The 23,383-nt window shown below is 65.6% G+C and carries 19 protein-coding genes; 9 read left to right on the top strand and 10 right to left on the bottom strand.

Going from position 1 to position 23,383, the window contains the following annotated elements; genetic code table 11:
- The gene (locus Q322_RS23110) at positions 1-138 is read left to right on the top strand and encodes a hypothetical protein (protein ID WP_156952899.1); all 138 of its coding nucleotides are present in this window, start codon (positions 1-3) and stop codon (positions 136-138) included.
- Between the two features lie 114 nt (positions 139-252).
- Positions 253-537 (top strand): hypothetical protein, encoded by a 285-nt coding sequence (locus Q322_RS0105385; RefSeq protein ID WP_051668262.1) that lies wholly within the window; start codon positions 253-255, stop codon positions 535-537.
- Here Q322_RS0105385 and Q322_RS0105390 read toward each other — a convergent pair.
- The 9 genes from Q322_RS0105390 to Q322_RS0105435 form a co-directional block, all read right to left on the bottom strand.
- The gene (locus Q322_RS0105390; protein ID WP_029476689.1) at positions 534-1,883 is read right to left on the bottom strand and encodes a flavin monoamine oxidase family protein; all 1,350 of its coding nucleotides are present in this window, start codon (positions 1,881-1,883) and stop codon (positions 534-536) included. The two genes, Q322_RS0105385 and Q322_RS0105390, sit on opposite strands and share 4 nt — an antisense overlap.
- A gap of 305 nt (positions 1,884-2,188) precedes the next feature.
- On the bottom strand, positions 2,189-2,626 hold the full coding sequence (locus tag Q322_RS0105400) for a hypothetical protein (RefSeq protein WP_029476691.1): 438 nt from the start codon (positions 2,624-2,626) through the stop codon (positions 2,189-2,191).
- A 5-nt stretch (positions 2,627-2,631) separates the two neighbouring features.
- Positions 2,632-3,504, bottom strand: coding sequence for a CAF17-like 4Fe-4S cluster assembly/insertion protein YgfZ (gene ygfZ, locus Q322_RS0105405; RefSeq protein ID WP_029476693.1), 873 nt, complete (start codon positions 3,502-3,504; stop codon positions 2,632-2,634).
- Between the two features lie 127 nt (positions 3,505-3,631).
- Positions 3,632-4,813, bottom strand: coding sequence for a glutamyl-tRNA reductase (gene hemA / locus Q322_RS0105410; RefSeq protein ID WP_084147817.1), 1,182 nt, complete (start codon positions 4,811-4,813; stop codon positions 3,632-3,634).
- Positions 4,810-5,370, bottom strand: a complete 561-nt coding sequence (locus Q322_RS0105415; RefSeq protein ID WP_029476697.1) for a precorrin-2 dehydrogenase/sirohydrochlorin ferrochelatase family protein — start codon at positions 5,368-5,370, stop codon at positions 4,810-4,812. The genes hemA and Q322_RS0105415 overlap by 4 nt, the downstream gene beginning before the upstream one ends.
- A gap of 84 nt (positions 5,371-5,454) precedes the next feature.
- Complete coding sequence (locus Q322_RS0105420; protein ID WP_051668263.1) at positions 5,455-6,027, bottom strand: DUF2721 domain-containing protein; 573 nt, start codon at positions 6,025-6,027, stop codon at positions 5,455-5,457.
- Between the two features lie 56 nt (positions 6,028-6,083).
- On the bottom strand, positions 6,084-6,821 hold the full coding sequence (locus tag Q322_RS0105425) for a metallophosphoesterase family protein (RefSeq protein WP_029476701.1): 738 nt from the start codon (positions 6,819-6,821) through the stop codon (positions 6,084-6,086).
- Between the two features lie 170 nt (positions 6,822-6,991).
- Positions 6,992-7,495, bottom strand: coding sequence for a flavin reductase family protein (locus tag Q322_RS0105430; RefSeq protein WP_029476702.1), 504 nt, complete (start codon positions 7,493-7,495; stop codon positions 6,992-6,994).
- Positions 7,496-7,530: 35 nt separating this feature from the next.
- Entirely contained in the window at positions 7,531-9,345 is a 1,815-nt protein-coding gene (locus tag Q322_RS0105435; RefSeq protein WP_245593149.1) for a glycoside hydrolase family 10-like protein, read from the bottom strand.
- A gap of 455 nt (positions 9,346-9,800) precedes the next feature.
- Here Q322_RS0105435 and Q322_RS0105440 point away from each other — a divergent pair, with 455 nt between their 5' ends.
- The 7 genes from Q322_RS0105440 (at position 9,801) to serA (ending at position 20,579) form a co-directional block, all read left to right on the top strand.
- Positions 9,801-10,892 (top strand): peptidoglycan DD-metalloendopeptidase family protein, encoded by a 1,092-nt coding sequence (locus Q322_RS0105440; RefSeq protein WP_029476704.1) that lies wholly within the window; start codon positions 9,801-9,803, stop codon positions 10,890-10,892.
- 35 nt (positions 10,893-10,927) lie between these two features.
- Positions 10,928-11,359 carry a PaaI family thioesterase gene (locus Q322_RS0105445; RefSeq protein ID WP_029476705.1) on the top strand — a complete coding sequence of 144 codons (432 nt, stop codon included), beginning with the start codon at positions 10,928-10,930 and terminating at the stop codon, positions 11,357-11,359.
- A 47-nt stretch (positions 11,360-11,406) separates the two neighbouring features.
- Positions 11,407-12,027: a leucyl/phenylalanyl-tRNA--protein transferase gene (gene aat / locus Q322_RS0105450; RefSeq protein WP_029476706.1), complete on the top strand. Its 621-nt coding sequence runs from the start codon at positions 11,407-11,409 to the stop codon at positions 12,025-12,027.
- 349 nt (positions 12,028-12,376) lie between these two features.
- Positions 12,377-15,352, top strand: a complete 2,976-nt coding sequence (locus tag Q322_RS0105455) for a type I restriction endonuclease subunit R (protein ID WP_029476708.1) — start codon at positions 12,377-12,379, stop codon at positions 15,350-15,352.
- Positions 15,353-15,467: 115 nt separating this feature from the next.
- Entirely contained in the window at positions 15,468-16,661 is a 1,194-nt protein-coding gene (locus Q322_RS22255; protein WP_162176591.1) for a restriction endonuclease subunit S, read from the top strand.
- A gap of 295 nt (positions 16,662-16,956) precedes the next feature.
- The gene (locus Q322_RS0105465; protein WP_084147819.1) at positions 16,957-18,621 is read left to right on the top strand and encodes a type I restriction-modification system subunit M; all 1,665 of its coding nucleotides are present in this window, start codon (positions 16,957-16,959) and stop codon (positions 18,619-18,621) included.
- 308 nt (positions 18,622-18,929) lie between these two features.
- Positions 18,930-20,579 (top strand): phosphoglycerate dehydrogenase, encoded by a 1,650-nt coding sequence (gene serA, locus Q322_RS0105470; protein ID WP_029476715.1) that lies wholly within the window; start codon positions 18,930-18,932, stop codon positions 20,577-20,579.
- Between the two features lie 310 nt (positions 20,580-20,889).
- Here serA and Q322_RS0105475 read toward each other — a convergent pair whose 3' ends face one another.
- On the bottom strand, positions 20,890-23,382 hold the full coding sequence (locus Q322_RS0105475) for a phosphoenolpyruvate carboxylase (RefSeq protein WP_029476716.1): 2,493 nt from the start codon (positions 23,380-23,382) through the stop codon (positions 20,890-20,892).
- Between the last annotated feature and the right edge of the window lies 1 nt (position 23,383).

Genomic DNA, 23,383 nt, shown 5'->3' on the forward strand with positions numbered 1-23,383 from the left:
ATGTTCTACGTCATCGGCGGCGCGTCTGGCGCTCGAAAATCCACGGTGCTGCCATTGCTGCGCCGATTCCGCCCAGATGTGCGCTGGCACAATTTTGACGAACGCTGGACGGGTAGTGGCAAGGCCCAGCGCCAGTAACTGACCGAGGGCTGGATCAGGACCGCACTGGAAGAAGGCGGGGATTTTGGCCTGCTGGGTCAATGTCCGCCCGGCGAGATTCTGGCCGCGCCCTCCGCCCCCAGACTGCCCGGCGTGCGTCATCTGCTGGACGTGGACGATGTGGAACGCATTCGCCGCCTGCGGGGGCGTGGCGAGGGTCAGGTCACCCAGGACACGTTGAACTGGGCGGCGTGGCTGCGCGCCCATCAGGCCTACCCGGACTGGCAACCCGACGTGCTGACCGGGGACGGATGGCCCGAAATGCGCTGGGAACGCTGGCTGGGACGGGAAACGGTGCAATGGCCGGGCCGCATCTTGAATGCCACGGCGCTGACCCCGCAGGAAACGGCCCTCCAGATCGTCACCATGCTGGGCTAGCCTTCCTGCGCCCCCAGAATTTCCGCTGACACCCGCTCGCCGCTCTCTACCGCGCCGTCCATGTAATTCATCCACACGCGGGCGGTTTCCGCACCCGCCCAGTGAATCCGGCCCACCGGGGCGCGCAACGCCTCGCCGTAGCCGGTCCAGACGCCGGGGCCGAACAGCGCGCCGTAACAGCCGCCGCTGAAGGGTTCGGCGGTCCAGTCGCGCTGCACGGTTTCAATAGGTGTCAACGCCTCATCGCCAAACATGCGGGCCAGGCTGTTCAGGGCGGCGTCGCGGCGCTCATGCTCGCCTACGTCCATCAGTTCGCGGGCTTCCGCACCCTCGATAAAGCCCAGGAGCACGCCGGGGGTGCCCTGCGGCGGGCTGTTGTCGAAAGCCACAGTGACGGGTCCGGTGTCGCTGATCGCCATGCCACTCAGGCCCGCCTCGCGCCAGAAGGGACGCTCGTAGACGGCCATGAATTTCATCACTGCGCCCATCGGCAGCCGCTGCTGGAGCTGCGCGCGGCGGGCGGGCAGGGGCGGATCGAAGGGCAGACCGCAGAGGAGGACCGGGGGAACGGCGAAGACGGCGTGTTCGGCGCGGTGCGTGCCGTCCGGCGTGTGCAGCGTGACCCCTGTTTCATCCTGTTCTACACGGACCACCGGACTGTTCAGCCTGACATCCTCCAGAGCGTCTGCCAATCTTTGCGAGATGCCGCCCGCGCCGCCCAGCACGCGGTCTTGCAGGGCGTGGCCGCGCGTCAGGGTGTGGCCGTTGATGCCGCCGCCGTGCGCGGTGTAGGTCAGGGCGTGCAGCAGGCTCATCTCGGCGGGCGCGGCGCTGAAGACCGCCCCGGCGTACACGCGCATCAGGGCGCGGGTCTGCGGGCGGCGGGCGTTCTTCCTGATCCAGGTGTCGAAGGTCTGGGCGTCCAGATCGGCAGCGTCCGGGGCGGTCCACGGCGCGTCCAGCGGAATGCTGCGGGCCAGCGCCTCGAACCTGTGCGACAGCAGCGCGTAATCGGCCAGCACCAGCGGCGAGAGCGGCGGGATCAGGCCCCGGTAACGCACAATCTTGTCGCCCAGCAGGGCCAGATTCTGCCCCTCGTCGTGGGTGGGGTAGACCTCCAGCCCCAGCTCGTGGATCAGGGCCATCACATGCGGCTGGTTGGGACCCACCCACTGGCCGCCCACGTCCACGCTCAGACCGGTTTTCGGCAGCCGGATGGTCTGGGTGCGCCCGCCGACGCGCCCACGGGCCTCCAGCACCCGCACCGTTCGCCCCGCCGCACTTAGCCGCCGCGCCGCCGTCAATCCGGCCAGCCCCGCGCCCACCACGATGATGTCTGGATTCATGGGTCAGGATAGCCGAGTTGCGCCTGGCACGGGAGCGCAGCTCAGGCGCGTATGGGATTTAGTGCGAGGGACTATTTGAGAAGACACCAGCTCTGGCTTTCCTGACAGACGCCGACGACACAGCAACCGCAGGGCCGCCGGGCGCGCAGCGAACGGACTTGACGCACTGTCACGGAGCAGTGTATGTGAGCAGGAACGCTGCCCCTCTCCCCCACCCGCCGCGCCCGTGAACCCCTGCCCCTCTGCTTCGGGGCTTTGCAAGTCCGGGGGAGGGGGCTGGGAGTTGGGGCAAATCGGCTGAAGCCTCAGCCCTCCGCCTCCGGCTCACGCACCCAGCCGGGCAACTGCGCCCACACAAGCACATGCATCGCTCCGGCCAACACCACGAACAGCGCCACAGCCAGCCACTGAGATAGGGTGGCGCAGGCCAGCAGCAGCGGCACCCCTGGCGCAGTGGCCGCCTGAATCGCCCCGGTCAGGGCCGCCTGACGGGCAGGCTGCTCCGTGGTGTGCGCGGCCTTGCGGGCAAAATGCAGCGCCCCCAGCGAGAGAACCAGCGCCAGCCCCACCAGAACGAGCAGAGCAGAAACCGGGACTGGTGCTGGACCCGTCAGCGCGAACACCGCGCCCAGCACGACGCCCGGCAACGCCAGCGCCAGCAGCCCTGCCAGATAAGCGCGGCGGGCGGCGCGCATCAGTCCGTCACGGCTCCCACGCACATCGCGCACAAAGGTTTCGAGCATGCGCTTCAGGAGCGGACGATCAGGGCTTGCAGGCGGGCCGGGGTGCCGCCCACCTCCACTTCCGCGCCTTCGGGCAGGTCCTTGCGGAGGCGGGCCAGCCCCAGGCCACCCTCATTCAGGCCCGCCTGACCCACCACTTTCCCGGCATGGGTCACGTCCGCGCCCACGTCCCAGCCGTCTCCAGCCAGTTGGGCGAGGTGGTAGCGGGTACTCCCGCGCGCCTCCAGCCGGGCCATGATTTCCTGGCCCACATAACAGCCCTTGCGGTAGCTGATGGCCGGCAGCGGGCCGCCCACGTCCAGCCCGACTTCCTGCGGCAGCACGCCCAGAAAGCCGTCGTGGGCGATGTCGGGAATCCCAGCGCGGATGCGGGCGGCGTCCAGCGTGTCTATCGCAACTTCGTCGCCGCCCAGCAAGGGCAGCACCTCTGCCCCGTGACGGGCGAGGTAATGCAGGTCCACGCCGGGCGCTCCGGTCCGGTTCACGCGCCCGGCCAGCACCACGCCGCCGCCCAGTTCAAAGGTCTGTGCGTCTGGGCCGTCCGGGTTCCAGCCGGGCAATCCCGCAGCCTGCCAGACATGCACCGTCCGCAAGTCGTCCGACACGTCTTTAACCTCCACCTGATCGAAGATGATGTAACGCTTGAGACGGGCCAGCAGCGGCGCAGCCTGCCCGGCGTCCAGGTGCAGGTAAACGTCATCCGCGCGCTTGTAGGCCCGCGCGAACTGCTCGATCTGGCCGCGCACGTTCAGAAAGGCGCAGGCCACCACGCCGGGCGTCGCCGCGCCGCGCAGATCGCCGGTCATCTGCCCCTGCACGAAATCCACGCGGTCCGCGCCGCTCACGCGCAGGCCGCCAGAAGAAAGAAGGGTCCACATGGAATTCAGGGTACGGGAAACGGCGGGGGGGGAATGGGGGTAGGAGGGCTGAGGGTCAGAACGTTTTAGAATCTGAAAGCACAATCGCCTCCGGGCGTTCGGACTGCTTGACGTTCAGACCGCCTTCTCAGTCGCTCGCTGCCGCCAGCTCCCGCTGGCCCTGAGCCGAATAGATCTGAGCCGAATAGATCTGAGCTGAATGGATCTGAGCTGAATGGATCTGGGCCGAGTGGATCTGGGCCGCGCGCGTCAGGTGCCAGCGGCTCAGGTCCGAGGCGGCCTCGCGGATGATGGCGCTGGCCTGCGGCAGCGCGGCGCGGCGGCCCGCCAGGTTGTGGTGGACCACGGCAGTCAGGTCATCCAGATTGAGCAGGTGCGCGCCCTGTACCCCGGCAATATCCGGGTCAAGGATGCGCGGCACACTGATGTCGATCAGGAACATCGGGCGGCCCTGGCGTCCGGCCAGGGCGGCGGCCACCGCCTCGCCGTTCAGGACGTAATGCGGCGCGGCACTGGAGGCGATCACCACATCGGCCTCGGGCAACGCCTCGTGCAGGTATTCGGCGGCGCAGACGCGGCCCCCCAGCTTGGCGGCGAGCTGGCGGGCACGCTCGGCGGTGCGGTTGACCACGATCACGTCCTCGATTCCGGCGGCGCGCAGGTGCGTCAGGGTCAGTTCGGCAGTCTCGCCCGCACCGATGATCAGGGCAGTGCGGCCCGCCAAGCCGCCCAGCGCCAGTTCCGCCAGTTCCACGGCGGCGCTGGAGACGCTGACCACGCTGTCGCTGAGGCCAGTTTCGGTGCGGACCCGCTTTCCGGCGGCCAGCGCGCCCTGGGCGACTTTATTCAGCAGCGCCCCGCTCAGGCCACGTGCGCTGGCGGCCTGCCAGGCGCGTTTGACCTGGCCCTGAATCTGGGTCTCGCCGATCACCAGGCTGTCCAGCCCGGCGGCGACGCGGTACAGGTGGGTCACAGCTTCCTCGCCGCTGTAACTGTAGAGGTGATCCTCCAGCGCGTGGCCCCAGGCCCCCTGGAACGCGGCCAGCGGATCGCCAGTCAGCCCGGCAAGATAAACCTCGGTGCGGTTGCAGGTGGACAGCAACATGACCTCGCGGGCGTGGCGGGACAGGTGCGAGAGCAGCGCGGCTTCCTCGCCCACCCGCACGGCGGCGCGTTCGCGGACCTCCACCGGGGCGGTGTGGTGGTTCAGACCCACCACCGCAAAGTCCAGTTGATGGGCCAGCGGATCAGACGCGAGCAGCGGCGAGGCGGCCACAAAACGCCGGGCGGTGGGGCAGGCCAGGGTCATGCCGGAATGCCCAGTGCGGTCTGGATGTCGGTTTTCAGGCCCTGCATGGCGGCCTCGCGTCCCGGCCCGTCCAACGTCAGCGCCCGTTCACGCGCCGCGATCCAGCCGTCGATCTGCTCCTGTTTGGGCAGCAGGGCGGCGATGCGGCGGGTCAGCGCCTGCGCCAGCATCGGCAACTCGCGCCCGGTGTTGACGGCCACCTGCACGCCAGCGCGCTGCGCCGTGGCGGCGAAACGCAGGTTGCCCTGTTCGGCCTCTCCAGCGTGGTTGATCAGCGCGCCGATCTCGCGGGCAGCGGCCACAACTGCGCTGTTCACCTCCAGGCAATCCGTCGCCGCGACGACCACGCGCGCACCAGTCAGATCGCCGTCGCCAAAGCCGCGCTGCTCGAACGAAACAGGCAATGTCAGCAACTCCGCACAGATTTCAGGCGCGATCACGGTCACGTTCAGCCCGGCGTCCAGCAGGGTGCGCGTGCGGCGCAGGGCCACCGCGCCGCCGCCGATGACCACAGCGCGTTCGCTGCTCAGATTCAGGAAGACGGGCAACAGACTCACGGGCGCAGTCTAGCGCCGGAGGAGCGGGGCAGGCGTCCCAGACCGAACGGTCAGAAAGGCGGCCAGGACGGGGATTTCGCCTATTTAGGAGCGACGTTTCAATTCAGGCGAGGTGCGCATGGCCGCCAGTTCCTCTGCGGGATGGGCATGGTCGTACAGGGCCGCGTAATGTTCGCCCAGGCCAACCAGAAAGCCCATTTCCTCGCCGGTGGTGATGGCACTCAGGCGGGTCTCGAAGCTGAGCAGCAGGGCGGCGAAGGCCAGCGCCGCCGCCCCTCCCACCGCCAGCACCACGGGCAGCGCGCCGGTCACCCCGCCCACTGCTCCGCCGAGCAGGGCCGCCGCGCCGATCAGAATGCTGGTCAGGACCAGCAGGGCCACGGCGACATACAGCGCGGTCATGGCCCGCACCAGCAGGCGGGTGCGCCGGGCCAGGCGCGGCAACTGGCGCACGATGAGCTGCGTTTCCTGGCGGGCGCGGGGTTCCTGCTGGCCCTCCGCCGACACCAGAAAGCGGAAGCGCGCGGTCAGGTGGCGCACCCGGTCGGTGGCCCGCCCCACCCGCGTGCTGGTGCTCATCAGCAGTGTGCCCGCGCCGCTGATCAGCACGGCGGGCGTGATCATGGCGCTCAGGACGCTGAGGCTGATGTCGGCCATACGGGCAGGCTAGCGCGTGCGGGCCGGCCAGCAGAGAGGGCGGACCGCTACCCGCACTAGACCTCTCCCGTGCGCGCCCGGCGTTTCTGGAAGGCCCCAGTCAGCAGTTCCGTGATGTACTCGCGGGTAAAGGGCATGCCGCTGGCCTCGGCGGCGCCGATTTCCTCGTCGCGGTTGTAGGTCAGCCGCACGTAACTGGCGCTGTAGCCGGGGCCAGTCTCTTCAAATTCCAGGATCAGATAACACGGCAGGGTGCTGTCCAGCGGGTTGCCCACAGAGCCGCAGTTGATCAGCGGACGGCCCTCCACGTCCAGCAGCAGGGCCTCGTGCATGTCGGCATAGACCAGGGCGTCGGCGTATTGGGTCAGGCCAAACTGCGGGTTGGGCGCGAACGCCTCGATCTGGTCCGACAGGCTGCTGTGCGGGTATAGGCGGTGAAACAGGCCCCGGCTGCTGGCGTGGACAAAACGCCACCACGCGCCGCCGAACTGTTCCTCAATGCCGTAGGGGAGCGCCTCCAGGTAACTCAGTTGATCGGGCGACAGCTTGCTGCGCGGCCACAGGTCCTGCGGGCGGTGGCTGGCCCCGGCGACGCGGGCGTCCCAGTTGCCCTGGATCACGCGGCTGGCGTGGGCCTGGGTCCAGTCCAGGACCTCGCGCGGGCGGGGGCCTTTGCCCACCACGTCGCCCAGCACCCAGAACTCGGTGATGCCGCGCCGCGCCGCGTCCTGATGCACCGCGAGCGTGGCCGCCAGATTGGCGTGCAGGTCCGCGAGGATGGCGAGGCGAATCATGCCCAGAAGTCTAGACCACCCACTCTGACCACTTTCATGCAGTGCGTAAGGCAGGTCTTTATTCGGCTTGTGGAATGCGGGGTGTGGCAAGTGGGACAGAAGCGGGTCAGGCCGCCCGGCGCTGGGGTTCTGAAATATCATCCCAACAACCCACATCCGGCCCCCTCTCTTCAGCCCAGTTCGTGGTACTGCCCCCGGAAGTACAGCAATGGATCGTCGTCGGTGTAGCGGCTGTATTCCACGAAACCCAGGTACAGGGTGTGGTCCCCGGCGGGGATGACCTGCTGTTTGCGGCAGACCAGTTGCGCCACGCTGCCTCCGATCAGGGGCAGGCCCTCGTGGGCAAACCACGGCACGGCGTCCTCGGGGCCGGGGCGTCCGGCAAAGTGGTTACTCAGGTGTTTCTGGGTGCTGCTCAGGACGTTAACGCCGAAGTGGGTCACGCGGTCCTCGGAGAGCAGGGCGTACATGTGGGCGCGGTGGTCCACGCTGACCAGCACCAGCGGCGGGGTCAGGCTGACCGAGACAAAGGCGCTGGCGGTCATGCCCCGGCGGGTCTGGCCGTCCGTGGCGGTGATGACGGTCACGCCGCTGGCAAATCTTCCCAGCGTCTCGCGAAATTCCAGGGGCGTGACGCCCGGCTGCGGGCTGGAGTCAGAATCGGTGGGGGGCATGAAACGAGTTTACCCGCCCCTGAGAACGGGGACGCTCAGGGTTTGGAAGGGGTCAGAATGGCCGGAGTCGCGGGCACCGGCGCAGCGCTGACGGGCTTCAGGTCACGCACCGTCAGATCGGGCAGGCGGACCACGCCGCGCCCAGGCACCGTGTCCACCCAGCGCTGACCGCTGACCCGCACCTCGGTCTTGCCGGGGGGCAGCGCCGCGAAGCCGTAGTAACCGCTGCCGTCGGTCATGGAATAGGCCACCACCTGCCCGCCTTGCAGCGCCTCGACCATCCGGAAACCGGGAACGGGCGTGCCGGTCACGCGTCCCAGCAGCCCGCGCGAGGTGGGCGGCTTTTCCTTCCACGGGGCGGGCGACGACAGCGCCGCGCCGGGGGCGGTCAGCAGCGTCTGGATGCTGTTCAGTCCCTGCGCGGTGGTTTCCTTTGCGCCGTAGACGTCCAGGGTGGGCGTGCGGTAGGAGTAACCCACCCAGCCCAGGCCCGCGCCCACGCTGCGCCCCGCCTGATCCGCCGTGACCGGAGCGCCGTTCAAGTACATGGCGGTTCCGGCGGCCACCCCCGCACTCTGGCCGTCGGGCCTGGCCTGCACGCTGCGGGCAAAGGCGTTCCAGCCGTCGAACCACTGGCCCTGCTCGCCCACCGCGTCGCGCTTGTAGTTCATCAGCACGTTCAGGTCCAGCAGGCCGCCCTGCATCCAGGCGGGCCAGTCCTGAAGCACGTCGCTGTAGGTGCGGGTGCGCCGGAAGGCTGGCATGTCCCCGGGCGCGGGCGGCTGATTGTAGGTGATGGTGGCCGCCGTGATCCAGGCGTCGGGGCGCAGCGACTTGACCTCCAGGGTCACGCGCCGCACCAGATTGGTCACCTGCTGGCGTTTCCAGTCCTGCCACGCCGGATCGCCTGCGGCGGGCCTGCCGGTGCGCCCCGTCTCGGCGCGGTAACGGGCCAGCACCTTGGGATCGTAGCCCCAGGTGTCGCCATCCGGGTAGCGGATGCGGTCCAGTTGCACGCCGTCCACCGCGTAATTCTTGACCAGGCTCACGATGCCCTGCGTCACGTACTCGGCGGCCTCGGGGATGCCCAGGTCCAGCCAGCCGTCGCTGCCCTCCTGCCAGCTTCCGTCCGGGCGGCGGGCCATCCACGACGCTGCGCCGGAAGTAGGCCCATGCGTGCGCGAGATGTGGGCCGGGTTGCTGTTGGGCGCAGCCGCGTTGACCATGCCGGTCACGCTGACCCAGGCGATCACCCGCATGCTGCGCGCGTGGGCCAGCCGCACCGCCAGCCCCAGCGGGTCCAGCCCCTTTTCCAGATCGGGGTCCGTGGCCGGCGGCACGCTGGCCCTGAGGCACAGGCAGTCGGCCCGCCGGATCGCCTGCACGAACAGCGTGTTGACGCCCATATTCGCGGCGTCCTCTACCATCTGCGTGATCTGCGCCCGCGTTTTCAGGCCCGGCCCAAAGGCGTCCACCCACAGCCCGCGCACGCCGCTGCCCACCGCCGGCGTGGGCAGCGCGGGTGTGGGCTGGCGTGGTGTGGGTTGGACGGGCGCGGGTTGAACCGGCGCAGGCAGCGGCAGCAGCCCCGGCTGAACGGGCGCGGGCGGCTCCAGAACAGGAGGCTCCGGCATCAGGGGCGGAGGCGGCTCTGGCAGCGGCGAAATGGGTTCTCCGGGTGCGGGCGGCGGCTCCGGGAGCGGCAGTGCGGGCGGAGGGTCCGGCTTGGGAGCGGTAGCTGGCGGGGCGGGAACGCCGGTTTCCTGAGCGCCGCCCAGACCACCCAGGCCCGTTCCGAGAATGAGCGTGAGGGTCAGCAGCGCCGCGCGGCGCGAAATTGAAGGCGTCATGGTATCGCCCCGCAGGCTAGCGCAGGTCAGGGATGGAGACGTGAAGGCCGGATTCGCAGCGTCATGAAACCCGCCGAGGCCGCACCGGGCGGGCTAGCTGGCGTCGAACCGGGACTGACCAGGGTGTTGATTTCAACGCGTCGCCCATCTTCCGGTTATGGGCGACGCCGACAGGACCGACGCCTGCGGGTCGAGCGGCACGGGCCTGAGCGGCAGGGTTGATAATCGCGGCACGAATCGGAATTCAGCCATTGGCGCGGCAGTTGAAGGGAAGTGATACGCGCCGCGTTCAGTTCCAGAACAGACAGGAAAGGGCCGTCTGTGCTCCCAGATCTCACGACGCGTACCGCTGACAGGCCGTCTCGGAGACGGGCCGCCTGAAGATGAGATGAGATGGACCGCCGCCCTTCGCCGCCGTGCCAGCTTTCTCACACCTTCCCCTTATTCTGCCGGGCATGAATCCCCGTGCCGCCGTCCTGCTTTCCCTTTCCCTGCTGTTCGGTGCGGCGGGGGCCTACACCGTCAAGAAGGGCGACACCCTGTATTCGATTGCGCGGGCCAACAACACCAGTGTCAATTCGGTCATCCGCCTGAACAACCTCAGTGGCCCCGATCTGGAAATTGGGCAGGAACTGCGGATTCCGGGGGTGGCTCCGGTTTCAGGCACACCGAGCAAACCTGCGCTGCCCGCGCCGCTGCCCGCCGATCAGCTCTCCCCCACCGCGCCCAGCGCCAGCATCGCGGGCGTGAATGTGCGGGTGCCGCAGAGCCTGCAAATGGGCGAGGCGTTTATCGTGCAACTGTCCGGCGCGCGGGCCGGGCAGGCCACCGTGCGTTTTCCCAGCGAGGTGGGCGAGGACGTGCGGATGCCCAACGAGGTTCTGAGGCCCATTGGCGCGGCGGGCGAATTTGTGGCGCTGGGCCGCGTGGTGCTGGGCAAGACGACGCCCGTGGTCTATGAAGTCAGCCTGGGCGGCGAGCTGATCCGGGGGCGCATCTCGGTGGTGGGGCTGGACCAGCCCATTCAGCACCTGAACCTGCCCCCGCGCATCAGCGGCGTGTTACAGGACCCCGGCAAGGCCGCCGAGGACGCCGCCGTGAACAAGGCGTATACGCTGCGGACCCCGCAGGTCTGGACCCGGCCCTTCGCCCCGGCGCTGGCCAGGGGCAAGGCCACCAGCAGCAGCTTTGGGCAGGCGCGCACCTACGTGCCGGGCGGCGAGGTGGCCTACCACTTCGGCACCGACTACCCGGCACCGGTGGGAACTGACGTGCTGGCCGTCAACGACGGCAGGGTCATCCTGGCGGGCAAATACCCGGTGCGCGGCGGCCTGGTGGTCATCGACCACGGTGCGGGCGTGACCAGCCTGTATTTCCATCAGAGCAAGGTCGCGGTCAAACCCGGCCAGGTGATCAAGCGCGGCCAGAAGGTGGGCGAGGTGGGCAACACCGGCCTCAGCGCCGGGCCGCACCTGCACCTGGAAATGCGCGTGCGCGGTGAGGGCACCAATCCGGCGAACTGGGTGGACCGGCTGTGGCCCAAATAAAGTGGCCCCGAAGATGAGCTGCTACTCTCACCGTCATGTCTGAACCCGCCTCCCACCCCATCCCCACGCTGGACGAGCTGAACCGGCAGGGCGAGGGCAAGCTGCCCGGCTTGATCGGCATCCGCTTCACGCACATGGAGCGTGGGCTGGTGCGCTCAGAACTGACGCTGCGGCCTGAACTGCTGGCCCCCAACGGTTTTTTGCACGCGGCGAGCGTGGTGGCGCTGGCCGACACCAGTTGCGGCTACGGCACGCGGGTGTTGCTGCCCGAGGGAGCCACCGGCTTTACCACCATCGAACTCAAGAGCAACCACCTGAGTACGGCGCGCGAGGGAACGATCACCTGCGAGGCCAGAAGCGTCCACGCCGGGCGCACCACCCAGGTCTGGGACGCCGAGGTGCGCGGGCCGACGGGCAAGGTGATGGCGCTGTTCCGGTGTACGCAGGCGATTTTGTATGCGAGGTAGCCGGAATGCGGCGATAGACGTGCTCCACTCTCTATGCAGGGGCTGACATGCCCGCCGCCGCCCACTTCCTGGAGCACCCGGACCCCCTGACCCGCGAAGTTGCGCGGGGGTATGCGGGCGGCGCGTTCCTGATGGACAACGGCGACGGGGTGCAGTGGTACAGCGTGCCGGGCCGTGCCCTGGTGCCGCTGACCGAGGAGGCGGGGCTGCATATTGCCCGCCGATTGCGCCGCGAACTGCCGCGCTTCGAGGTCCGCGTGGACACGGCTTTCGACGACGTGCTGGAGGGCTGCCGGGGCCATCTTCCGGGTGCGCCGGAGCGGGACGGCGAGTGGATCAGCCCGGAACTGACGGACCTGTACGGGCACCTGCACGACACCGGGCTGGCCCATTCCTTCGAGATCTGGCAGAACGGGGAGCTGGCAGGCGGCATCCTGGGGCTGGCGCTGGGCGGCGCGTTCATCGCCGAGAGCAAGTTTCACCGCGTCACCAATGCCAGCAAAGTGGCCGTGATTCGCCTGGCCGAATACCTGAGGGTCAGGGGCTTCATCCTGCTGGACGCCCAGATTCAGAATCCGCACCTGGAAACGCTGGGCGTGTACGAGGTGGATGACCAGACATATGCACCACTGCTGGCGGCGGCGCTGAAGGTGGACGCGGCGCTGTAATGTAGACCCGCACCTCAGAGCAGGACCACTGCAAAGTCAGCGTGAGGGGCTTGGAAGTGCGGCGAGCAGAAGGGAAACCTTTCAGTCTGCTTCGCAGCCAGGTCACCTTAAAGGGAGCCAAGGAACCCGACTGGCCGGGCAATTCCGCGACTCTTGCCTCCCTTTTAAGGTGAGGTGCCCCGAAGGGGGGGGCTTGCAAAGCTGCGGAGCAGAGAGGTTAAGCGGGCATGGCACACTTGCAACCGTATTCTGGAACTTTGCGGTAGCCTCCACATTCCAGACCCCGCACTCCAGAGCAGTCCACTCCCATCAACTCAGCCCCATCACCCCACCAGGAGTGAGCGTGACGATGAAGGAACAAGAGATAGAGCGGCTCCTGACCAAGAAATTGAGCGACCTGAAATACACCTACCGCCCGGACATCCGGGACCGTGCCGCGCTGGAAGGCAATTTCCGCACGCACTTCGAGGCGCTGAACCGCGTGAACCTTTCCGGCAGCGAATTCACGCGCCTGCTGGAGCAGATCGTCACGCCGGACGTGTTCGCGGCGGCGCAGACCCTGCGGGAACGCAGCACCCTGCTGCGCGACGACGACACGCCGCTGCACTTCACGCTGTTGAACATCAAAGACTGGTGCAAGAACACCTTTGAAGTGGTCAACCAGCTCCGCATGAACACCCACAGCAGCCACCACCGCTACGACGTGCTGCTGCTCATGAACGGCGTTCCCGTGGTGCAGATCGAGCTGAAATCGCTGGACATCAGCCCCAGACGCGCCATGCAGCAGATCGTGGACTATAAGAATGACGCGGGCAACGGCTATGGCCGCACGCTGCTGTGCTTCATGCAACTGTTCATCGTCAGCAACCGCAGCGACACCTGGTACTTTGCCAACAACAACACGCGCCATTTTACCTTCGATGCCGACGAGCGCCACCTGCCCATCTACCGCCACGCCGCCGAGGACAACCAGAAAATCACCCACCTGGACGATTTTGCGGGCAAGTTCCTGGCAAAATGCACCCTGGGCGAGATGCTCAGCCGCTACATGGTGCTGGTCCGCAGCGAGCAGAAACTGCTGATGATGCGCCCGTACCAGATTTACGCCGTGCAGAACATCGTGGACTGCATCGGGCAGGGCAGCGGCAACGGCTACATCTGGCACACCACCGGCAGCGGCAAGACCCTGACCTCGTTCAAGGCGTCCACGCTGCTGCGGGACAATCCCGCTGTGGACAAATGCCTGTTTGTGGTGGACCGCAAAGACCTGGACCGCCAGACCCGCGAGGAGTTCAACCGCTTTCAGGAAGGTTGCGTCGAGGAAAACACCAACACCAACAGCCTGGTTCGGCGGCTGCTGTCCACGGACCACGCCGATAAAGTCATCGTGACCACCATCCAGAAGCTGGGGCTGGCGCTGGACGGCGGGAGCGGCAGCGATTACCGCCAGCGCCTGGAGCCGCTGCAAGGCAAGCGCATGGTCATTATTTTTGATGAATGCCACCGCTCTCAATTCGGGGACAACCACCGCGCCATCCGGGACTTCTTTCCCCACTCGCAACTGTTCGGCTTTACGGGGACGCCCATCTTCCCGGACAATTCGCGTTATGTGCAGATAGACGGCAAGGACGCCTCCTATGTGACCACGCAGGACATTTTTGAGAAGCAGCTTCACGCCTACACGATCACGCACGCCATAGAAGACGGCAACGTGCTGCGCTTTCACATCGACTATTTCAAGGGCGAGGGCGAGCGCACCGCGACAGGAACGCTGGCAAAGCGGGCCGTGGTGGGGGCCATTCTGGACAAGCACGACGCCGCCACCGCCGGGCGCAAATTCAACGCCATCCTCGCCACCGCTTCCATCCCCGACGCCACCGAGTACTTTGGGCTGTTTGGGACGATGCAGGCCGAGCGACAGGCCCACGCCCAGGAAAAGGCAGATGGCAGCGAGTACCGCCCCCTGAACATCGCCTGCGTGTTCTCGCCGCCCGCCTACGGCAACCGGGACGTGCAGCAGATTCAGGAAGACCTGCCCCAGGAATACGCCGACAACCAGCAGCAGCCCGACGACAAGAAAAACGCGCTGGCCCGCATTATTGCCGCCTACAACGTCCAGTACGGCACCAACCACAGTGTGGGCGAGTTTGACCTGTATTACCAGGACGTGCAAAAGCGCATTAAAGACCAGCAATACCCCAACCGCGACCTGCCGCACGCGCAGAAAATTGACGTGGTGATCGTGGTGGACATGCTGCTCACGGGCTTTGATTCCAAGTACCTGAACACGCTGTACGTGGACAAGAACCTGAAATACCACGGGCTGATTCAGGCGCTCTCGCGCACCAACCGCGTGCTGAACGACACCAAGCCCTACGGCAACATCCTGGACTTCCGGGGGCAACAGGCGGCGGTGGACGACGCCATCAAACTGTTTTCCGGCGAGGGCCGCGAGAAGGCCAGGGAAATGTGGCTGGTGGACCCCGCCCCCGTGGTCATTGGACAACTGGAAGAGGCCGTGACCAATCTGACCTACTTCATGCGCTCACAGAAACTCAAATGCACCCCCGACGAGGTGCAGAACCTGAAAGGCGACGCCGCCCGCAGCATCTTCATCAACCATTTCAAGGACGTGCAGCGCCTGACCACCCAACTCTCGCAGTACACCGATCTGACCGACGAGGACCGCGCCACCATTGCCGCCATCCTGCCGCCCGACGAGCTGCAAGCCTTCCGGGGCGTGTACCTGGACACCGCCCAGCGCCTGAAAGACAGGCAGGACCGGGCCAAAGACCCGCCGCCCGAAGTGCAGGCGCTGGACTTTGAATTCGTGCTGTTTGCCTCGGCGCTGATCGACTACGACTACATCATGAAGCTGATGGCCGACTTCTCGGCGCAGACCCCCGGCAAGGAAACCGTGACCCGCGAGGAAATGGCGGGCGCGATTGCCTCTGACGCCAAGTTCATGGGCCAGAAGAAAGACCTCCTTGCCTACATGGACACCCTGAAGGCGGGCGAGGGTCTGAGTCAAACCGAGGTCATGGCCGGGTACGACGCCTTCCGCACCCAGAAGGACGCCACGGAGCTGCACGCGCTGGCCGGGGCGCACGGGCTGACCCCAGCAAGCCTGCAAGCCTTTGTGGACACCACCCTGCAACGCCTGATCTTTGACGGCGAACACCTGAGCGAGTTGCTGGCCCCGCTGAATCTGGGCTGGAAGGCCCGCGCCGCACGGGAGCAGGCGCTGATGACCGATCTGATTCCGATCCTGAAGAAACGGGCCGCCGGGCGCGACATTTCGGGGTTGAAGGCTTATGAAGACTAGGGGCGGCAAACAGGGGGAGCGGCGGCCCAGGCTGAGGTTTCCAGAGTTTGAGAATGCGCGAGGTTGGGAGGAGAAAGCGTTGGGAACGCTGTTATCAGGCCATCCCAGTTACGGAGTGAACGCGCCCGCCGTACCTTTTTCAAAAGATTTGCCCGCATATTTGCGAATTACTGATATATCCGAAGATGGCTATTTCATCCAAGGAAAGAAGGCATCTGTTGACATTATCCCTACGGAAGATAATTATTTGGCCGAAGGTGATATTGCTCTGGCGCGAACAGGTGCAAGCGTAGGTAAATCGTATAGATATAGAAAAGAGGATGGCAGACTCGTATTCGCAGGATTTTTGATAAGAGTTAGGCCGAACAAAAAGAAGCTGAATTCCATTTTTCTATTTAATTTTCTCTCCACTGAGAATTATCTGGAATGGGTGGTTGTCACATCGTCACGCAGCGGTCAACCGGGCATCAACGGCAAAGAATATGCAAGTTTGCCCGTTCCAATCCCAACACATAACGACGCTTTGGCGGAACAGACCCGCATAGCCGACTGCCTCTCATCCCTGGATTCTCTGATGGCCGCGCAGACGCAGAAACTGGACGCCCTGCGAAGCCACAAGCGGGGGCTGATGCAGCAGTTGTTCCCCACCGAAGGCGAAAGCACGCCGAGACTGCGCTTTCCAGAGTTTGAGGATGCGGGGGATTGGGAGGAGAAGCGGATTAGCGACTTAAAGCCATTTGTTACAAGTGGTTCGCGTGGATGGGCAGCTTATTATTCTGCTAGCGGCGATCTTTTTGTTCGCATTACAAATCTTACTAGAAGCTCAATATACCCAAATTTAAGTGACCCAAAATATGTAAACCTCCCGCAAGAGGCCAGCGAAGGCGTGCGAACACAGCTCATGGAGCATGATGTTCTTGTTTCAATCACTGCTGATATTGGAATCATTGGCTACATAGATAATAATTTTCCCACCCCCGCATATATTAACCAACACATTGCGCTGATACGTTTCAAATCTTCGCAAGTGTCCGGCAAATTTATAAGCTATTTTTTAGCCTCTGACAAGTCTCAACGCTCTTTTGATACATCAACTGATAGTGGTACTAAAGCGGGAATGAATCTAACGACAATTCAGAGTATTCAGATTCCTCTGCCTACTCTTCCAGAACAAACCCGCATAGCCGACTGCCTTGCATCCTTAGATGCCCTCATCGCGGCCCACAGCGACAAAAGAGCCGAACTCAAAACCTTCAAGCGGGGGCTGATGCAACAGCTTTTTCCCGTGCCAGTTGAGGGGGAAGAATGAGTGAGGCGCTTCAGGTGGACCAGACCGATACGGGCGAATTACAGGTGCGCCTGGATGTGCAGCACGGGACGGTGTGGCTGACCCAGGCGCAGATGGTTGACCTGTTCGCATCCAGCAAAGCCAACGTCAGCGAACATATCGGACATATTTTTTCATCCCAGGAGTTGGATAGATCGGCAAGTGTTCGGAAATTCCGAACGGTTCAAGAACCACCGAGGGTTTCTCGGTACTTCGCGCCGAGGGTTCGCGTCAGGTCAGACGGCAGTTCCGGCACTACGAAACCAGAGGACTCAAGATGACCCAGACCACAGCAGCGCAGACCACATCAACCCAGAATTCAGCAACACACAGCAACCATGACCAGCTCGGCAAAACCCTCTGGGGCATTGCCGATCAATTGCGCGGCGCGATGAATGCCGACGATTTCCGCGATTACATGCTCTCATTCCTGTTTTTGCGCTACTTATCTGACAACTACGAGGCGGCGGCGGCGCGGGAGCTGGGGGATGAGCTGCCCACGCGGGCGCTGAACTTACAGGGTGCGCCCGTCAGCACGCCCCTGCAAGCGTGGTACGCGGCCAACCCGCAGGACACCGCCGAATTTGAGAAGCTGATGCGGCGCAAGGTGCATTACGTGATTCAGCCCCAGCACCTGTGGGGGCATATCGCGGAACTGGCCCGCACGCACTCGAATGAACTCCTGAATGTGCTGGAGGCGGGTTTCAAGTACATAGAGAACGAGTCCTTCGACAGCACCTTTGGCGGCCTTTTCTCCGAGATCAACCTGAACTCCGAGAAGCTGGGCAGAACGTACACGGAGCGCAACGCCAAGCTGCACACGATCATTGGCAAGATTGCCGAGGGCCTGCGCGGGTTTTCCACCGACAGCGATTCGCTGGGCGACGCCTACGAGTACCTGATCGGGCAATTCGCGGCGGGTTCGGGCAAGAAGGCCGGGGAGTTCTACACGCCCCAGCAGATTTCGGATGTGCTGTCGGGCATCGTGACGCTGGACAGCCAGAACCCGGCGAGCGGGCCGCGCAGGCACCTGGAAAGCGTGCTGGATTTCGCGTGTGGTTCGGGGTCACTGCTGCTCAACGTGCGCGGGCGGATGGGCAAGGGCGGCATCGGCAAGATTTACGGTCAGGAAAAGAACATCACCACCTACAACCTGGCCCGCATGAACATGCTGCTGCACGGCGTCAAGGACTCCGAATTCCACATCTACCACGGCGACACGCTGCCCAACGAGTGGGAGACGCTGCGCGAGCAGAATCCAGCGAAAAAACCGCAGTTCGACGCGGTGGTGGCGAATCCGCCCTTCAGTTACCGCTGGGAACCCACCGAGGCGCTGGGCCAGGACATGCGCTTCAAGAATTACGGGCTGGCCCCCAAATCGGCGGCGGATTTTGCCTTTCTGCTGCACGGGTTTCAGTACCTGTCGCGCGAAGGCACGATGGCGATTATCCTGCCGCACGGCGTGCTGTTCCGGGGCGGGGCCGAGGAACGCATCCGGCGCAAGCTGCTCGAAGACGGTCACATCGACACCGTGATCGGCCTGCCTTCAAATCTGTTTTATTCCACGGGCATCCCGGTATGCATCCTGGTGTTGAAGAAATGCAAGATGCCCGACGACGTGCTGTTTATCAACGCCGCCGAGCATTTTGAAAAGGTCAAGCGGCAAAACCGCCTGCGGCCCGAACACATCGACAGGATCATCGACACCTATCAGTATCGCCGGGAGGAGGAACGATATTCGCGCCGCGTTCCCATGAGCGAAATTGCCGCGAACGGCCACAACCTGAACATCTCGCGCTACATCAGCACGGCGCTGGCCGAGGCCGACATTGACCTGGACGGCGTGAATGCCCGCCTGCAAGGGATCGAGCAACAGATTGGGCAGGCCAGAGATGACCACAACCGCTTTCTGGCCGAGCTGGGGCTGCCACCTTTGCCGTAGGGCTGGGGCGGCGGCGTGAAGTCTTAAATTCCGGTTGTGGGGTTGCCCTGCCCGTTTAAACCCTCTGCTTCGCAGCTTTGCAAGTCCGCCCCTGCAGGGGACCTCCCCTTAGAAGGGAGGCAAGGTGTTTTCTGCGTGGCTAGATCCACTGCACCTCTTGGCTCCCCTTGAGGGGAGCTGGCTGCGAAGCAGACTGAGGGGTTCGCCTTCCAGCGTGACGCCCAGCTCGCCCCACGTCCCCTCTCTTTTCCCACAACCCTCTAGACCAACCGCGCACCGCCTCCCCCTTTGCCGCGTACCCTGCGGGCATGAGCGCCCCCTCCCCTGCCCCCACCGATCAAGCGCCCGCCACCCAATCCCCACAAGTGCTGCGCGTGCTGATCTGCGACGAGATGAACCCCGGCAATCTGGACCACAACGGCTTTCAGATCGACTACCAGGGCAACATGGACCGCGCCGAGACGCTGCGCCGCCTGTCCCAGTACGACGCGCTGATCACGAGGAGCCGCACCAAGGTGGACCGCGAACTGATCGACGCCGCCGGGCCACGCCTGAAGGTCATCGGGCGCGGCGGCGTGGGCGTGGACAACATCGATCTGGACTACGCCAGCCTGCGCGGCCTACTGGTGCTGAACGCGCCAGAGAGCAACAATGTCTCGGCGGCGGAGCTGGCCGTAATGCACCTGATGTCGGCGGCGCGCGGCCTGACCCGCTCGGACCGCAAGACGCGCGCGGGCGAATGGGACCGCAAATTCCTGGGTCTGGAACTCAAGGACCGCACGCTGGGCATCGTCGGCCTGGGCCGCATTGGCAGCATGGTGGCGGACCGCGCGCAGGGCCTGCGGATGACCGTGGTGGCCTACGATCCCTACGTCCCCGAGAGCAAATTCGAGCGTCTGGGCGTGACCCGCGCCGCCACCCTGGACGAGCTGCTGGACGCCGTGGAGTTCCTGACCGTCCACACCCCGCTGACCGAGGAGACGACGGGGATGATCGGCGCGCGCGAGCTGGCACGCATGAAGCCCGATTCCATCGTGGTCAACGCGGCGCGCGGCGGCATCATCGAGGAGCAGGCGCTGGTGGACGCCCTGCACAGCGGGCACCTGTTCGGGGCCGGGGTGGACGTGTTCGTGGACGAGCCGCCCACGGCGGACCACATCTTTCTGGGCGCGCCGAACCTGGGCATCACCGCCCACCTGGGCGCGAACACCCGCGAGGCGCAGGAACGCGTGGGCGCGGAGATCGTCTCGCGCGTGCTGGCCGCCCTGCAGGGCGACGTGAGCAAGGGCGCGGTGAATGCCCCGGCGCTGGACCCCAAGACCCTTGAAGCTTTGGGCGGCTATCTGGATCTGGGCGAGAAACTGGGCCGCATCCAGGCGCAACTGCTGCCCGGCGCATATGACATCGAAGTGACCTTCCGGGGCGAATTTCCGGTGGACCCGGCCCCGGTGGTGTCCAGCGTGCTGGTGGGCTACCTGTCCGGCAGCACCGACGAGCGCCCCAACATGATCAACGCCCGCGCCCTAGCCAAGGAGCGCGGCCTGAATCTGGCCGTCCGCGAGCAGACCGACAGCCCCGACTACCAGACCGAGGTGATCGTCAAGGTCAGCACCCAGGGACCCACCCAGGGGCCGGACAAGGCCCGCACCCGCACGGTGGGCGGCACGGTGTTTGGCCGCAGCCCGCGCCTGACCCGCCTGCGCGACTACCGCGTGGAGCTGGAACCGGAAGGCTACATTCTCATCGCCAGCAACCAGGACAAGCCGGGGGCGGTGGCGCAGCTCAGCACGCTGCTGGGCACCTGGGGCATCAATATTGCCGGGATGGCTTTGGGCCGCTCCCAGCGCGGCGGCGAGGCGCTGTTTACCCTGACGCTGGACGAGGGGCTGAGCGCTGAGCAGCTCCGGGCCATCCGTAATCTGGACGTGATCGACAGCGCGTATCTGGTCAAGGTTTAGGGGTCTGGGGGTCCGAGGAGACCTGACACCTCAAATTGGGTGGCGGTCTGCCCCGTGGACCCCTCACTCTTCTGCCGCTGCTCTCCTCGCCCGCAGAGCTTGACAAGTCTGCCGCGCAGCTTTCTCTCCCTGTCCCACAAGGGTAGGGGAAAAGTGCGTGTATAAGGCTCAATTTGACTCAGTGCCACTCCAAGGACACCTGCGGGGTCTGCCACTGAAGACGCCTCGGCTGCGCCCACCCCGACAACTCAAGTAAATTCAGTCCCCCCACTCTCGGTGAGGCTCCTGGATTCCGGACCGTACACCACCCTCACCCGGTGTTCCGCACCCCCGCCGCGATCCCCTGCAAGCTCAACATCAGCGGGCGCTCGAAGGTGTCCAGGCCGCCGTCCTCGGCACGGGCGCGGCGCAGCAGCTCCACCTGAATGCGGTGGATGGGATCGATGTACGGATTGCGGAGGCCGATGCTCTCGCGCAGGCGGGGTTCGTTGTCCAGCAACTCCGCACCAACCACGGCCTGCACCAGTTCCACGGTTTCGCGGAAGGCGGCCTGCAACTGCCCGGCCAGCGGGTGCGGCCCCAGCAGGCGCAGGTATTCCTCGAAGATCAGCGGATCACTTTTGGCCAGGCTCATCTGCGCGTTGTCGATCACCGTGCGGAAAAACGGCCACTGCGCGTACATCTCGCGCGCCCCGTCCGGCCCGATGCTCTGGAGGCCCTCGCGCAGCCCGTACCAGCCGGGCAGGTTGGAACGAATCTGCGTCCAGCTCATCACCCAGGGAATGGCACGCAGGTTGCTCAGCGTGGGCGCTCCGGGTCGCCGCACCGGGCGCGAGGCGATGTTCAGGCGGGCGATCTCGTGAATGGGGGTGGCCGCCTCGAAGAAGGGCAGGAAACCGTCGTCATGCACCAGCGCGCGGTAGGCCGTGGCGCTGGCGGCGGCAGCCGTGTCCATCGCCGCCGTCCATTCCTCTTTCAGCGAATCTGCCGGACGCGCGGCAGACAGCAGCAGCCCGTACAGCGCCTGCTCCAGATTGCGCCGCGCCAGGACGGGATGGCTGTACTTGTCGGCCAATGCCTCGCCCTGTTCGGTGATCCGCAGCCCGGCGTCGATGGTTCCGGCAGGCTGCCCCAGGATCGCGCGGGACGCCGGCCCGCCCCCGCGCCCGATGCTGGTGCCGCGCCCGTGGAAGAAGCGCCAGCGCACGCCCGCCGCCCGGCACACGTCGCTGATCTGCCGCTGGGCCTCGTGCAGCGCCCAGTTGGCGGCCAGGAATCCGGCGTCCTTGTTGCTGTCGGAGTAACCCAGCATGATCTCCTGCACGTCACCCCCCAGAATCGCGCGGTACTCGGGCAACGCCAGCAGATCGGTCATGATCTGCGGGGCGCGTTGCAGGTCGTCCAGCGTCTCGAACAGCGGCACGGTGAGCACCCGCAGGCCCACCTCGCGGGCCAGCAGCAGCGGCTCCAGCACGTCGCTGACGCTCTCGGCCATGCTGATGATGTAGCGGCCAAAAGCGCGTGGCCCACTCTGGGCAACCGCGCCCTGCACCTCGCGGATGGGGCCAATCACCGTTTCCAGTTCGTCGGTCAACGGTTCCCCAGCAGGCCACAGCGGGCGGCGGGAGCGTAATTCAGTGGTCAGCAGCGTCTGACGGTCCGCCTCGGACAGACTTAAATAATCCGCCTCCACCCCGGCCTGTGCCAGCAAGGCCGCCACCGCCGCCCCGGTCTGCCCGGAGTGTTCGCGCACGTCCAGACTGACCAGATGCTGCCCGAACACGCGCACCAGGGTCAGCAGCGGCGTGAGCAACTGATCGGCGGTGCGGCGCTGGCCGTCCCCACGCAGGCGGATGTCCAGGGCTTCCAGCCGGGGCAACAACTCCACCCCCTCGCCGTCGCGCACGGCGTTGTGGAGCTGGCGCAGTTCGGTGCGGTACGGTTCAAGGCCTGCCGTCTGGGCCGGATCGCCGTCCTCCTGCGACAGGTCGGCGTAAGCCTGCTTCAGGCCGCTCAGCAGCAGCTCGCGCGCCCGCTGGCGGTGGACTTCCAGCGTCTCGCGGGTGGCCTGCGGCGTCACGAAGGGATTGCCGTCGCGGTCCCCGCCCATCCACGACGAGAAACTCAGCGGCAGCCGGGCGTCCGACTCCTGGCCGTACACATTCACAAAGGCCCGGCCCAGATCACGTTGCAATTCGGGCAGCGCCCCGGCAATCGCCGTGATGTAGTTCAGGCCGCCCTTGACCTCGTCCAGCACGGTGGGTTTCAGGTGCCGCAGTTCCGGCGTGGCCCACATCGCCTCGACATGGGCGGCCACCCGGTCCTGGGCCTCCGGGTCATCCAGGCGCGGGATGTCGCGCGCCACCGCCTCCAGATGCTGGCGGATGGTGCGGCGGCGCATCTCGGTGGGGTGGGCCGTGAAGGTCAGCCCCAGGTTGACGCGCTCGATCAGGGCCTCCACATCCGCCGCACTTAATCCCTGTTCCTTGAGGGCAGCCAGCGCGCTTTCCAGGCTCTGCGAGCGCACGCCCTCGCCCGCGCGCAGCGAACGCACCCGCTCGTATTCCTCGGCCAGATTGACCAGTTGAAAGTACCAGGTGAAGGCCCGCGCCAGCCGGCCCGCATCGTCGCCGGACAGGGCGGCCAGCATAGTTCTCAACTCCGCGTCGCTCCCCCCAGCGCGGACCTCGCGGACCAATGCCCTGGTACGCTCTACCAGATCGAAAAACGCCTCGCCTTCCTGCTCCTTGAGCACCTGGCCCAGCGTGCGGCCCAGCAAGTTCACGTCACTCTTGATGCCCATG

Source organism: Deinococcus frigens DSM 12807 (genome assembly GCF_000701425.1).
Taxonomy (GTDB): domain Bacteria; phylum Deinococcota; class Deinococci; order Deinococcales; family Deinococcaceae; genus Deinococcus; species Deinococcus frigens.